At 66.5% G+C, this 13,429-nt stretch carries 12 protein-coding genes; 7 read left to right on the top strand and 5 right to left on the bottom strand.

Going from position 1 to position 13,429, the window contains the following annotated elements; translation table 11 throughout:
* Nucleotides 1–13: 13 nt before the first annotated feature.
* Together DV733_RS05685 and DV733_RS05680 are read right to left on the bottom strand one after the other, a co-directional pair.
* A complete protein-coding gene (locus DV733_RS05685) occupies nt 14–1,186 on the bottom strand; it encodes an acyl-CoA dehydrogenase family protein (RefSeq protein ID WP_049994215.1) in 1,173 nt (390 codons plus the stop codon).
* A gap of 71 nt (nt 1,187–1,257) precedes the next feature.
* Entirely contained in the window at nt 1,258–2,118 is an 861-nt protein-coding gene (locus DV733_RS05680; protein WP_049994214.1) for a hypothetical protein, read from the bottom strand.
* 313 nt (nt 2,119–2,431) lie between these two features.
* Here DV733_RS05680 and DV733_RS05675 point away from each other — a divergent pair, with 313 nt between their 5' ends.
* A complete protein-coding gene (locus tag DV733_RS05675) occupies nt 2,432–2,941 on the top strand; it encodes an HPP family protein (protein ID WP_049994213.1) in 510 nt (169 codons plus the stop codon).
* A gap of 35 nt (nt 2,942–2,976) precedes the next feature.
* Nucleotides 2,977–3,117, top strand: coding sequence for a hypothetical protein (locus DV733_RS17065; RefSeq protein ID WP_154019529.1), 141 nt, complete (start codon nt 2,977–2,979; stop codon nt 3,115–3,117).
* 4 nt (nt 3,118–3,121) lie between these two features.
* Here DV733_RS17065 and DV733_RS05670 read toward each other — a convergent pair whose 3' ends face one another.
* Nucleotides 3,122–3,829: a type 1 glutamine amidotransferase gene (locus tag DV733_RS05670; RefSeq protein WP_049994212.1), complete on the bottom strand. Its 708-nt coding sequence runs from the start codon at nt 3,827–3,829 to the stop codon at nt 3,122–3,124.
* Nucleotides 3,830–3,940: 111 nt separating this feature from the next.
* Nucleotides 3,941–4,720 carry an alpha/beta fold hydrolase gene (locus DV733_RS05665; protein ID WP_049994211.1) on the bottom strand — a complete coding sequence of 260 codons (780 nt, stop codon included), beginning with the start codon at nt 4,718–4,720 and terminating at the stop codon, nt 3,941–3,943.
* Nucleotides 4,721–4,818: 98 nt separating this feature from the next.
* On the opposite strand from DV733_RS05665, the gene DV733_RS05660 reads away from it, so the two are divergent.
* Both DV733_RS05660 and DV733_RS05655 read left to right on the top strand, forming a co-directional pair.
* Entirely contained in the window at nt 4,819–5,583 is a 765-nt protein-coding gene (locus tag DV733_RS05660; RefSeq protein WP_049994339.1) for a histidine kinase, read from the top strand.
* Nucleotides 5,584–5,623: 40 nt separating this feature from the next.
* Nucleotides 5,624–6,370: an MBL fold metallo-hydrolase gene (locus tag DV733_RS05655; protein WP_049994210.1), complete on the top strand. Its 747-nt coding sequence runs from the start codon at nt 5,624–5,626 to the stop codon at nt 6,368–6,370.
* 55 nt (nt 6,371–6,425) lie between these two features.
* Here the strand turns inward: DV733_RS05655 and alaS are convergent, their stop codons facing one another.
* The gene (gene alaS, locus DV733_RS05650; RefSeq protein WP_049994209.1) at nt 6,426–9,263 is read right to left on the bottom strand and encodes an alanine--tRNA ligase; all 2,838 of its coding nucleotides are present in this window, start codon (nt 9,261–9,263) and stop codon (nt 6,426–6,428) included.
* A 149-nt stretch (nt 9,264–9,412) separates the two neighbouring features.
* On the opposite strand from alaS, the gene DV733_RS05645 reads away from it, so the two are divergent.
* From DV733_RS05645 to DV733_RS05635, 3 genes are read left to right on the top strand one after another with little or no spacing between them, the layout of a single operon-like run.
* Nucleotides 9,413–10,588, top strand: coding sequence for a DUF3179 domain-containing protein (locus tag DV733_RS05645; RefSeq protein ID WP_049994208.1), 1,176 nt, complete (start codon nt 9,413–9,415; stop codon nt 10,586–10,588).
* Entirely contained in the window at nt 10,581–11,180 is a 600-nt protein-coding gene (locus DV733_RS05640) for a hypothetical protein (protein WP_049994207.1), read from the top strand. Before DV733_RS05645 ends, DV733_RS05640 begins: the two co-directional genes overlap by 8 nt.
* Before the next feature lie 42 nt (nt 11,181–11,222).
* A complete protein-coding gene (locus tag DV733_RS05635; protein ID WP_049994206.1) occupies nt 11,223–13,370 on the top strand; it encodes an alpha-amylase family glycosyl hydrolase in 2,148 nt (715 codons plus the stop codon).
* Nucleotides 13,371–13,429: the final 59 nt, after the last annotated feature.

Below are 13,429 nucleotides of genomic sequence, written 5' to 3'. Positions count from 1 at the left end.
GCCCGAAGCCCCATCAGAACGCCGAGAACCCGGTGAGATCCTCGCCGAGGATCAGCGAGTGGATGTCGTGAGTCCCTTCGTAGGTGTACACTGTTTCGACGTTCGCGAGGTGGCGCATCGGCGAGTAGTCGGTCGTGATGCCGTTGCCGCCGAGCATCTCGCGGGCCGTCCGGGCGACCTCGCGTGCGGCCCGGACGTTCTGGCGTTTGGCCATCGACACCTGCTGTGGCCGGAGGTCGCCCCGTTCTTTCAATTCCGCGAGACGGAACACGAGCGTCTGGCTCGTCGTGATCTTGGTCGCCATCTCCGCCAGCTTCTCCTGCTGGAGTTGCGTCGCGGCGATCGGGCGGTCGAACTGCTCGCGGTCGGTCGCGTACTCGCGAGCGGTCTCGAAGCAGTCGCGCATGACCCCGACTGCGCCCCAGGCGATGCCGTAGCGGGCCTGCGTCAGGCAGGATAGCGGCCCCTTCATCCCCTGCACGTCCGGCAGCATCGCCTCAGCGGGAACGAACACGTCCTGGAGGTGAATCTGACCGGTCTCGGAGACGCGCATCGAGAGCTTGCCATCGATCGCGGGCGTCTCCACACCATCGAGATCGGTCTCGACGAGGAAGCCGCGGATCTCGCCGGCGTCGTCTCGATCTGCGTCGTCGTCGATCCGCCCCCAAACGAGCGCCACGTCCGCGATCGGCGAATTGGTGATCCAGGTCTTGGTTCCCGATAGCCGGAAGCCGTCACCGTCCGGCGTCGCCGTGGTCTCCATGCTGGCCGGATCAGAGCCGTGCTCGGGTTCGGTCAGGCCGAAACAGCCGACGGCCTCTCCCGACGCGAGATCCGGGAGCCAGCGTTCGCGCTGGGCCTCGCTGCCGTACTCGTGGATGGGATACATCACGAGCGCGCCCTGGACGCTGGCCATCGAGCGCACGCCCGAGTCACCGGCTTCGAGTTCCTGTAACAGGAGTCCATACGCGGTCTCGGAGACGTTCGGGAGGTCGCCCCAGTCCAGGTTCGGGCCGTAGAAGTCTAACTCGCCCATCCGTGTGACGAGCGTCTCGGGGAATCGACCGTCCTCGAAGAGCGCCCCGATATCGGGGGTGACGTGCTCGGCGACGAACTCCCGGGCGGTGTGGCGGATCATCTGATCTTCGCCCGAGAGATCGGCCTGCAGGTCGAGGTAGTCGAGCATACCTGTACATGGGTATCACGGACCAAAACTGTCCCGCCGGCAGCGACGGTCACCCACTGGTAGTCACGTCCTCACAGACGGCCGGCGGCAGCGGTGATGTTGACGGCGAGTCCGACGAGCACGAGCGCGGCGGCAGCCCCGTAGTTGTACATCGGTTCCGCGAACAGCGAAGTGAGGTTCGCGGACTCGGCCAGGAAGACGACCGAGACGCCACCGGCGACCAGCGCCAGCCCGAGCAGCCCGAAGACGACGTTGCCGGGGGTACCGAACCGCCCCTTCTTGTGGTCGGCCATCGCCGAGTCGATCGCCGAGGAGACAGTTTGATCGACCGACTCCTGGTCGACCTCGGCTTTGCCGGGTTCGATGTCCTGCATGGCCCGGCCGATCGACTCACGGACGGCGTCGGTTATCTTCGCGTCGACGTCGCCGAGATTGTCACTGACGTAGGTGTGTAGCGTCTGTTCTTTCTCGTCGAGGTCGGCCGCACGCTCGGCCAGTTCAGTCTCGCGTTCGCGGATCGCCGCCTCTCGGTCGTCCAGATCCTGTTCGCGCTGTTCGAGCTGGGCTTCCCAGTCGTCGAGGTCAGCGCGCCAGTCTTCGAGGTTCGCACGCTCGGTCTCGATGTCGGCCTCGCGCTGGTCTAGCTCCTCGGCCCGGTCTTTGAGCTTCTCGGCCCGGAGATCCAGCCCTTCTTCACGCTGATCGAGCCGGTCCTCCCACTTTTCGAGTTCGCGTTCGCGGTCGTCGTCGCTGTCGGATTTCGTCTGTATTCCCCCGGTCTCCCCGTCGTCTGTCATGTCGGTGTCGTCGATCGGATCGGTCTCGTCGTCGGATTCGACCGTGGCGCTCCCGATCGGATCGGTGTCGTCACTGTCGTCTGTGTCTCCCGCCGCCTCCTCGAAAGGATGGGTTGTCTCGTCCTCGTCGCTCATGATCGTTCGTGCATGACGTCTCGGGCATCAGTAAAGTAAGTTTGCTGGCCGAGAGGGACGTCGAGCCGAAACGACGTGTCCCCTTCGAGGGGCGGTTGTCGATCTCACGTCTTCGGCGTTGATCGTCGACCATCCGTGGGAGAGGCGTCGAAACGAGTTGTCGAAGGGCAGTCTCCTGGTCGTCTATCCGACCGACTGATCGAATCGGAAGGGCGAGATAGCGGGCTGTGGCGGCCCGAAATCGGTCGTTTGAGAGAACTCGTCCCGATCCGATCCGACGGGCTTTTCGGTCGGACTCGACAGACCAGGAGTGATGAACGAGCGACTGTCCGCGTCGTTGTCGGTCGGAGCGACCAGTGGTGCACTCCTGGTCGTCCCCGGTGCGTTCGTCTATCTGACGGGGTTGCCGTTTCTGTTCCCGAGTCTCGGCCCGTCGGCGTTCGTCCTCGCGATGTCTCCCGACTCGGCGACGGCGGCGCCACGGCGCGTCCTCGGCGGGCACGCGATCGGCGTGCTGGCCGGGATGGCGACCTACCACCTGCTGGCCGACGGGGCCGTCGCGACGAGGGTCGGCGGGTCGACGGCCGCGCTCGCGCTGGTCGCCAGCGGTTCGCTCGCACTCGTGCTGACCGCTGTCGGGATGGTCGCGACCGACACCCGACATCCGCCCGCCTGTGCGACGACGTTGATCGTCTCGCTCGGCCTGCTCACCACCCCGATCGAGGGTGTGGTCATCGTCCTCGCCGTCGCGTCGTTGCTGGTGGCACACAGGCTCACCCAGCCACTTCGGCCGCTCGGCACGCGAGTCCAGCCGGGAGAATAGAAAGTTTCATCTGACTGTCTCGTGGGTCTGGACGTATGCTCTCGCTCGGCCAGAAACTCCTCGCGCTGGGGATCGTCGCCGTGATGAACCTCTTCGTGCTACTGCTCTCACCGATCTTCGGGATCATCACGCTGTTCGCGTCGCTCCCGTTCGCGTTCGCGATCTACAACCGGTAGGCCCTCAATCGTCGGCCGCAGCACGAGGCGCAGCGGTCACCGTCCGCTCGTCGACGATCGTGACGAAGTTCTCGAACAACCGCTTGGCCGCACAGGCCCGTCGGTAGGTCGCGGGATCGATTCCCTCGAGCACGCGCTGTTTGCGCTCGGGATCGAGGTCCTTGCCACGGGTCACTGATTCGGCAGTGGCGGTGTCGTACTCGGGGTGGAACTGGACCCCGTACACCTCGCCCTTGCGAAAGCCGTGGACGCCGTAGTCGTTTTCGGCCAGCAGTTCCGCGCCAGGCGGGAGTTCGACCACACTGTCCGAATGGGTCGTAAAGACCGTAAACTCCGAATCGACCCCCTCGAACAGCCGCGAGCCGCGGTGTTCGACGGTCCGGTAGCCGATCTCGTACTCGCCCATCGCCTCGACAGTGCCGCCACAGACGTCCGCAAGCAACTGGTGGCCGAAACACACGCCCAGGAAGGATAGATCGCGGTCGATCGCCTCGCCGACCCACGATTGCAGGTCGGCGATCCACGGTTCGTCCCAGTAGACGGAGGCTCGCGAGCCCGTGACGACCCCGGCGTCGAAGCCGAAGCCGTCGGGAAGCTCACCGGAAACGACGTCGAACTCGACGACCTCGGCGTCGAGTTCCCGCCGGAAGTTCCGGCTGTTGTCGGCCCCGTCGTGGGCGGCGTTGAGCAACGCGATTCGCGGGCGACTCATCACTCACTGCAATGTCTTCCCCACTGAAAAACCCTCCAGCCGGCGGCAGTACCTGCCGTGCTCTCGGATGCGACGCCGAGAACGCCCGCAGTCGTGCGGGCCGGCCAGTGCTCACTCTCGCTGGGCGTCGAGCCACGAAAGCAGTTCGTCGGCGACGACCTGTGGCTCCTCGACGTGGACGAGATGGCCGCTCTCGACCGGGCGGTACTCCCCGCGCGGGAGTTCGTTCGCGAGTCGCTCGCCGGTTCCGGGGTCGACGATCCGATCCGCGACGCCCTCGAAGACCAGCGCCGGCGTCGTCACTTCGTACAGATCGTCGAGGTCGCCGGCAAGCATGGCCGCCACCTGGCCGTCCCACCCCACCTGTGAGGCGTCGTCCTCGCGTCGCCAGCCCACGATCCGGTCGATCTCCTCGGGATAGGCGTCGATCGTCTCGGGCGTGAGTCCGGCTCGGAGCGACTCGCGGAGGGCGTCGGAGTCGTCCCGGGGTGCCCGCAAGCGTTCGAGCGCGTCGCGATCGACGTTTGCGCCCGAGATCGGCGTCCCGACCAGCCCGAGGGACTCGACCCGGCCCGACCGGCGGGCGTACTCGACGGCGACCATCCCGCCCAGTCCGGCGCCGAGGAGGTGGATCGATCGGGCGCCGTGGTCGCTGCAGACGGCGTCCAGATCGCCCACGAGGTCCTCGAAGGTGTACTCGCCGCCGGGCGCGTCGGAGTCGCCTGTCCCGCGGTAGTCCCACACCACGACTTCGTGTTCGCGGGCCAGCGGCGTCGTGAGATAGCTCCACTGCCAGGCTCCGAGGCCGGCGGCTCCACAGCAGACGATCGGCTCGCCATCGCCGGCGGTCGCGTAGTGGAGCGCGACGTCGCCGTTGTGTGCGGTCGGCATGTCTGGCGATAGATGGGCGGCGACCCTGTGAATTCCGGTTTCGTAAGCGAGATTCGGCGGCGAAGATATTTATGGCCGAGTCGTCGACCTACTCGCGCATGGTTCGTGCGGACAGTTTCGCCAGGTTCGTCGACCGGGTCGAGGACCGTGAGAAGTCTCTCACGGTGATCAATCGCGCGGAGGTCGACCCGATCCAGCGGATGGTCGAGTCGATGTTCGACGCCGACTCGGTCGAGGTCACCGAGACGAGCGGCGATCCGGCCGGGCCGGCCGACGTGATGCTCCTTCACGACGAGCAGCAGCCGGCGATCGCGACCTCGCCGCTGCAGGACGTCGAACGGTCGCTGCTGATGGTCAACTCCGATCTGTACGTCACCGGCACCCGTACGCTGGAGGACATCGACACGCCCGACGTGGTCGCCAATCTCGACGAGGTCACCTTCTCGGTCGCCGGCAAGCGCAAGTTCCTGTTGATCCACATCTCCCGCCACGTCGAGGCGATGGCTCACGAGACCGGCGGTGGCGTCCTCCACACCGGCTTTCAGGAACTCTCCCGGATCACCGACGAGCGCGGCACGACCGAAGCCTACCGCCAGCTAGTCGATCGTGGCGTCGACGTCCACGTCTACGGCCACGGTGACTGGGACGATCCCTTCGGCCAGGACGTGACTATCCACGCTCGTGATGACGGCGAGATACCCAACACGTGGTTCGTCGTCCACGACGGTGACGGCGACGACGATCGCAAGGCCGCACTGGTCGCCGTCGAGACCGGGGACAACGAGTACGAGGGGTTCTGGACCTTCGAGGCGGCCGTCGTCGACGACGTGCTGGCATACATCGACCGGACGTACGTCGAGTGAAACAGCCGACTTATGTGATTGCGAGCCTGTATCGTGTACAATGACGGTCCGACACGAGGGTCTCACCGTCGACTGGCTCGGCTACGCCACCTTGCGACTCGCTGCCGAGGACGTCGTCGTCTACATCGATCCTGGCCGCTACGGCGTCCTCACCGGCGAGTGGGAACCCGACTCAGAAGACATTCGCCACCCACCGAGTCGCGACTACCGCGCCCAGGACGGCGACGTCGTCGTCGTCACGCACATCCACCACTACGACCCCGACGGCATCGAACGTGTCGCCAGCGAGGACGCGACGATCGTTGCCTACGAGGGTATCGACGCCCAGGCCCCGGGTCGAGACCTCCCGACGCTCGAAGAACTGCCCTACGAGATTCGCCGAGTCGGCACGAAAGATTCGCTCGAAGTGGGCGACGTGACAGTGTGGTCGATCCCCGCCTACAACGTCGAGGACGGGCCGAACACGCGTCCCGACGGCACGCCCTATCATCCGGAGGGCTTCGGCTGTGGCTACGTTCTGAACGTCGACGGGACGCGGGTGCTCTACCCCGGCGATACCGATGTCCTGCCCGGCCATCGAACGATCGACTGCTCGCTGTTCTGTCCGCCGATCGGCCAGCGCTTCACGATGGACCGCCACGAGGCTGCGAAACTCGCGGCGACGATCGATCCGCGGCTCGTCTTGCCTGTGCACTACAACACCTTCTCGACCCAGGAGATCGATTCGAAGGCCTTCGCGGCCGACGTGGCGTCGTCCGGAGTGCCCGTAGTGCTGGACGAGCAGTAGACCGTTCTCTCGGAGGCTCTTCGCTTCGAGGTTCCGCGCGGCGCTCAGAATCCCGCTACTCTTCGGAGGCGGTCAGTCCCTGCAGAATCTCTCCCGCCTCGGCCAGCGCGTCGTCGAGCTTCTCGGCGTCGGGGCCGCCACCCTGGGCGAAATCGGGCGGGCCGCCACCGCCGCCGCCCACCCGCCCCGCGAGTTCGCCGACGACCTGGCCGGCGTTGACCTCGACGCCGTCGGGCACCGCCACGACGAACGTCGCGCCGTCCGCACCCTCCTGCTCGCCGGACTCCGTCCCGCTCGCACTGCCCGTTGCGCTGCGCGCAACGCCGCCGAGCACGGCGATCGATCCCTGTTCGACGATGGCGTTGGCCTGTGCGCGGAGTTCGTCCATGTCGGCGTCGATCCGCTGGATCACTGCCGTCGTCCCCGCCACCTCGACTTCTTCGGCGTCCGCGCCGCCGCTGGCGCGGGCTTCCGCGAGCTGTTCTTTGAGGTCGTCGATCTCCTTGCCGCGGGCCTTCCACTCCTCGAAGAACCGTTCGGCGGTTTCGGGGACTTCCTCGGGACTGACGTCGAGCGTCTCGGCGGCCTCGTAAAGGGCGTCTTCGGTCCGCTGGGTCGCGTCGACAGCGGCGTCGCCCGCGGCGAAGGTGATCCGGATGACGCCGTCCTGGACGCGCTCCGTATTGAGAATCTTGATCGCGCCGATGTCACCAGTGCGGGCGACGTGCGTGCCACCGCAGGCCTGCACGTCCTCGCCGACCTGGATGAGGCGGATCTGTTCGCCCGGCGGGATCCCGCCCTGGTAGAGGTCGAAGCCGTGTTCCTCCTCGGCCTCGTGGCGGTGGGGCCACGACTGGTTGACGGGAATGTTGTCCATGACGAGGTCGTTGGCGCGGTGTTCGATCGCTTTGACCTCCTCGCGCGTGATCGACTCGTAGTGGCTGACGTCGATTCTCGCCGACTCGGTGCCCTTCTGGGCGCCGGCCTGCCGGATGTGCTCGCCGAGGATCTGCCGGGCGCTGTGGATGACGACGTGCGTGGCGGTGTGGTGTCGCATCAGGCGACGGCGTCGCGTCGCGTCGATCTGCCCGCGGACGAACTCGCCCTTGCCGGGGTCTTCGTCGGTGGTGTGAACGACTACGCCGTCGTAGATCTGGACGTCGCTCACTTCGGCGGTGACGTCGTCCGTCGAGAGGGTCCCGTGGTCCGGGGGTTGGCCACCGCCCTCGGGGTAGAACATCGTCTGGTCGAGCACGACGTCGAAGGTCTCGTCGTCACGCTCGAACACTTCGAGGACGACTGCCTCGAAGTCGGTGCGCTGCTGGTCGTCGTAGTAGAGCTTGTCAGTCTCGGGGAGTTCGGCGATGCGGTCGGCGTACCCGAGTCCGTCCTCCTCCTCGAAGGCCTGCCCACCGCCGTGTCGCTCGGCCACGAGCGAGTAGAAGTCGTCCGGCGTCTCGACGGCGACGGCGTGCTCTGCGGCGATCTCTTCGACCATGTCCGGCTGGATGCCGTGGGAGTCGTACAGCTCGATCAGCTCACGGACGGGAATCGGCTCACCTTTCTCGGCGTACTCCTCGGCCAGCTGGCGGACGCGGCGGCTCCCGCGGTCGAGGGTTTCCCTGTACTTCTCGACTTCCGTCCGAACCATGTCACGGATCGTGTCGCGGTTGGTGTAGCCAAGCCGTTCGGCCTGCATGTCGACCAGTTCGTCAAGCGGTGCGTCCACGCCGACGTTGTCGACCAGCCGCTTGGTCCGGCGGAGGACCATCCGCGCCAGATAGCCCGACCCGACGTTGCTCGGGACGATGCCGTCCCCGAGCATGTACGCCAGCGTGCGGCAGTGATCCGCGATGGCGTAGACGTCTTCGAGCGGTTCGACGAGGTCACGCAGGGACTCGACCTCGACGCCGAGTTCGTCGGCGATGTCGCCGCGCGCAGCTTCGACGTCGTCGACGTCGTCGATGTCGAGATTGCCGGACAGACGGGCGGCGTCGTGGACGATGGCTTCCTCTTCGTCGCTCAGATCGACCCCGGCGTTGTCGGTGAGGAAGTCGATCATATCGGGGTAGACCGCCTCGTACACAGTAGGAGTGCCCTGGGAGACCCAGGTCCAGCGTTCGAGGCCGTAGCCGGTGTCGACGATGTAGGTGTCCATCTCGGAGTAGGTGTCACCCTTGATCTCGTAGTCGCCGTCGGGATCCTCTTCGAACTGCATGAACACGAGCGTCGCCAGTTCGGCGCCCTTGTAGATGACCTCGAAGGCCGGCCCGGCGTTGCCGCCGCCGACCCACGGGTCCTCGATCAGCGTCACGTCGGCGGGGTCGGCACCCAGCTCCTCGAACAACTCGATACAGTACTGGACACACTCTTCTTTCCAGTAGACCTCGCCCTCGTAGGCGTACTCGTCGCCGACCTCCTCTTTGGCGTTGAACGCGTGGTGGGCCATCATCTCGAAGGCCATGGTGTGCCGGCCCGTCTTACCCACGTTGTCGATGTCCTGCATCCGGATGCAGGGCTGGCTGATACAGAGGGGGTTGGCCGGCGGCGGAGTCGTCCCGCTCGTGACCAGCGGCTGGAAGTCGTAGATCGACGCCTGCGTGAGCAGGACGTCGTCGCGCCAGCGATTCGCGGCGACGGGGTAGGGGTCGATACGGGTGTGATCGCGGTCCTCGAAGTAGCTGAGGAACGCCTCGCGCATCTCGCCCAGTTCGAAGTCCTCCTCGAAGCCGGGGTCGTCGATGAAACTGTACTCCTCACAGGGCGGTTCGCCGCAGGTCTCACGCTCGGGGTCGAGCGTCCAGAAGTGATCCCCACACTCCGGACACTCGGCGCGTCGGAACCCGTGCTCCTCGAAATAGTCGAGCCGGTATTCCTCGCTGAGGTCGCTCATTAGCGTATTCTTGCCCCGCCCGCGCCTAAATCAGTTCCGTTGGCGCGCTCGCGTGTGCCCCGTTGGCGCGCTCTCGTGTGCCTGTGATCGTGTGTCACGTTCGCACGGCCGCTGAACGCTTAGGTTCGCGCTCGCCCTCAGTACAGACGATGAACCGACTCACGCGACGGCGGTACCTCGCGGTCGCCGGGGCTGGCGCACTCGCCGGCTGCGGGACCGGCGACAGCGGCGGGGGCAACTACGACCCCGGCGGGGAGAACGGGAACGGCGGGGGGAACGGCGACGGGCCGACGGCGAGCGACGAGAACGGCTGTGTCGAGCCCAGAACGGTCGGCGCTGCCAGCGACGTGGCAGTCCCGACAGCCACCGATCCCCTTCCGTTGCCACTCGACCCGTCGGCACTGCGGTCGGAGGCCACTCACGGCGGCCCCTCGAAGGACGGCATCCCCGCGATCGACGACCCCCAGTTTGCGGGCGTCGACGGGATCGACTTCCTCGATGACGGCGATCCGGTCTTCGGACTCGCACGAGACGGCGAGGCGAAGGCCTATCCGCAGAACATCCTCGTCCATCACGAGATCGTCAACGACCGGATCGCCGGGAATCCGGTCGCGGTTACCTACTGCCCGCTGACTGGCACGGTACTGGGGTTCGAACGCGGTGAGACGACCTTCGGCGTCTCGGGCCGGCTGATCAACAACAACCTGATCATGTACGATCGGGCGAGCGAGGCGTGGTGGCCGCAGGTTCTGGCGACGGCGATTCCGGGACCCTGGAACGAGGACCCGCCGGCCGTTTCGCTGCGGGAGTTCCGCGTGGTCTGGACGACCTGGGAGCAGTGGCGGAGCGCGTATCCAGACACGCGCGTGCTCACGACCGAGACGGGCTCCGCGCGCAACTACGCCCAGGATCCCTATGGCGCGTACAACCCCAAGAATGGGTACTACGTGCGCGAGAACACGCTCTTTCCCGAGCTCAACGAGAACGACCGCTTCCACCCGAAAGAGGTCTTCCTGGGTGCTCGAACGCCCCGCGGGGCCGTCGCGTTCCGCAAGGAACGGTTGCTCGACGAGCGACTGATGGAGGGACGGCTCTGTGAGACGCCCGTTCTCGCGGTCTCAGACCCGCGACTCGACACGGGCTACGTCTATCGAAACCCCGAGGAACTGTCATTCGAGCACGCGGGCGAGACGGTTCGAGAGACGGGAGCCGGGGATGGCGAAGCGTACGACCCGGACGCGCTGCCGCTCGAACGCATCCACACCTTCGACGCGATGTGGTTCGCCTGGAGCGGCTTCTACCCCTGGACCACCGTCTATGCCTGAGCACGCCCTTCCCCCGAGCGCCGTGCCCGGCGCACTCTCGCGGACGCGGGCCGGTCTCGGCGCAGCACTAGGGAGGCGGGACGGGCTCGCTGTGCTGGTGGTGACCTCCGTCGGCTACCTGCTGGCGTATCTCTACGCGCTCGGCCACCTCGCGCCGGGCCTGGGCGGCTGGGATGTCTTCGTCGTCGCGGACCCGCTCTCGAAGTTCTTCGAGCCGGCGCTGGGGCCGCTGTCCTATCGGCCGGTCGCGCGCGTCCGACTGGGTCCGCTCACCTACCTGTTCTCGTTCAACACCGTCATCGGACTGGGCGTCGCCGTCCTCGTCGGCTTGAACATGGCGCTGACGACGCTCGTCTGGCGCCAGCCCGCTTCCTGTGGGATCGGCGAGCGCTCGACGCCGCTGGTCGCGTCGGTGCCGGCGCTCCTGTCGGGCAGCGCCTGCTGTGGCCCGGTCGTCTTCCTCGCGTTCGGGATTCAGGCCTCCAGTACCATGCTGACGCTGTTCGAGTTCCTGCTTCCGCTGTCGGTCCTGCTGTTGCTCGGCAGTCTCGTGCTGGTCGGCCGGCAGTTCGAGCCGAACCCGGCCGGCTGATCGTCGAGGAAAAGGTAAGTGTCCGAGGGGACAGCTACGGATATGCACCATCCCGGCCCCCCGCGGTTCGTCACCGTCGGCGACGACGTGGAACTCGCGCCCCGACGACCCGAGTCCGACGCCGACTTCGCCTGGTCGATCGCCGAGCGCCCCGACGACAGCGAGGCGACCGTCGGCAATAGCGCGGTCGAACACCTCGTGCCCGACGAACCCGGCGTCTATCGCCTCGAACTCGGCGCTCCGGACGGCACGCACGAACTCACCGTTCGGGCGTTCGAAGACGTCACCCGCCCGTTTCGTCTGGAATACGACGCCGCCGAATTGCCCGAGCACGATCCAGGGGACGTGTGGGTGACGACGACGTTCAACGACTTTCGGGTGGGCGAACTCGAGCCCGAACTGATCGACGACACCTACGTCTACGAGGACGACGTGTCGCCGGGCCGATACAACTACGCGATCACCGTCGGCGACGACTTCATGGGTGGGGACTGGGGGAGCATCGTCGTCGACGGTCCCGAACGACCCCGGGTTCGACTCGACGCGAGGGTCGAATCGAGCGCCGACGACGAGGAGATCGTGATCGAGGCCGATGCCATGCCGGGACCGCACAGCGACGCCGACCCCGAGGATCTGGACGTCGAGTTCTACGTGGACGACCGGGATCGCGAGGCGCTATGCGCCTCGGCCAGCGCGAGTGAGGCGTCCGGCGACGGCCTCACAGTCGACGGCCACGAGGCACGCTGCTCGCTCGACGCCGTCGACGATCAGTTGCGAGTCCACGCCGTGACAGTCGGCGAGCGCCCCGGCGTCAGCGACACCGTCCGGATCGAATCCGATGGCAGTGTCGCCCGGCCGAACGAACCGCCAGAGTGGCTCGACGGCGCGACGATGTACGAGATCTACGTCCGCTCGTTCGTCGGCGATTCGGGCGTCACGTTCGAGCGCCTCGAAGAACGGGTCCCCTATCTGGAGTGGCTGGGGATCGACGTGCTCTGGCTGACGCCCATCCTCGAATCCCGGAGCGCGGCCCAGGGCGAGGACGCCGAGCACGGCCCGCACGGCTACGACATCGTCGACTACTTCGACGTTGCGCCTGATCTCGGGACCCGGGCGGACTTCGAGTCGTTCGTCGACTCGTGTCACGACGCGGGAATTCACGTCCTGTTCGATCTGGTGATCAACCACACCTCCCGCGAGCACCCGGCTTTCCAGCAGAGCGCCCGTGGCGTGGCCGAGTACGATGACTGGTTCACCTGGGTCGACGCCGACGATGCGTTCGTCTCTGAGGACGTACGCGAGCAGTCGACCGGCGATGTCGAACGGGTCTACGACCACTACTTCGACTGGTGGACGCTCCCCAACCTGAACTACGACTCCCTGGCCGTCCGCGAGCACGTTCTCGACATCGTCGACGAGTGGGCCGACACGGTCGACGGCTTCCGGTGTGACGTCGCCTGGGGCGTCCCTCACGGTTTCTGGAAAGAGGTCCGCCAGCGCGTCAAGACCGAACACAGCGCCGTCGATGGCGACTTTCTGTTGCTGGACGAAACCGTCCCGCGGGACCCTCACTACGGCGAACTGGAGTTCGACCTGCACTACGACACCGGCCACTACTACGGGCTGCGGGAGATTGGCCGCGGCGAGCGGCCCGCCGACGATTTGCTCGACGTTGCGGAGAGCCCCGCTGTCGACGGAATCCGAGAGGACTACGTCCCCATGCGCTACGTCGACAATCACGACGAGGACCGCTACGTCGAGGAGTGCGGCCGCGACGCACTCGTCGCCGCGGTGACGGCGACGTTCGCGCTCCCGGGCGTTCCGATGGTCTACTACGGCCAGGAGACCGGTCTCCGGGAGACGAGAGCGGACATGAACTGGGTGAACGGCGACCGCGCACTCTCGCGGCGAGTTAAGTCGCTGATCGACCTCCGGGCGTCGACGGCGGCGCTGGTCGACGGGTCGGTCGAAGCCGTCGACTGCGACGTCAGTGTGGGCGACGACGAGCGCGTGACGGCGTTTGCCCGCGACGACGGCGAGCAGCGACTCGTCGTCGTCCTGCACTTCGGCGAGGGAACGGCCGAGGTCGAACTCTCCGGGCCCGTCGGCGAAACCGACCTCGTCACCGGCGAGCCGGTCGCCGAGGGGACGACGATTTCGGTCGCAAACGCGGTCGTCCTGGCGGCGTGAGCGCGTGGGTCGCTTCGCCAGTGAGGCCACCGAGAGGTTGATGGCAGCCGGCCCGGTAT

This window comes from Halapricum salinum (assembly GCF_004799665.1).
Lineage (GTDB): Archaea > Halobacteriota > Halobacteria > Halobacteriales > Haloarculaceae > Halapricum > Halapricum salinum.
This window is presented reverse-complemented; position numbering and strand designations above follow the sequence as displayed.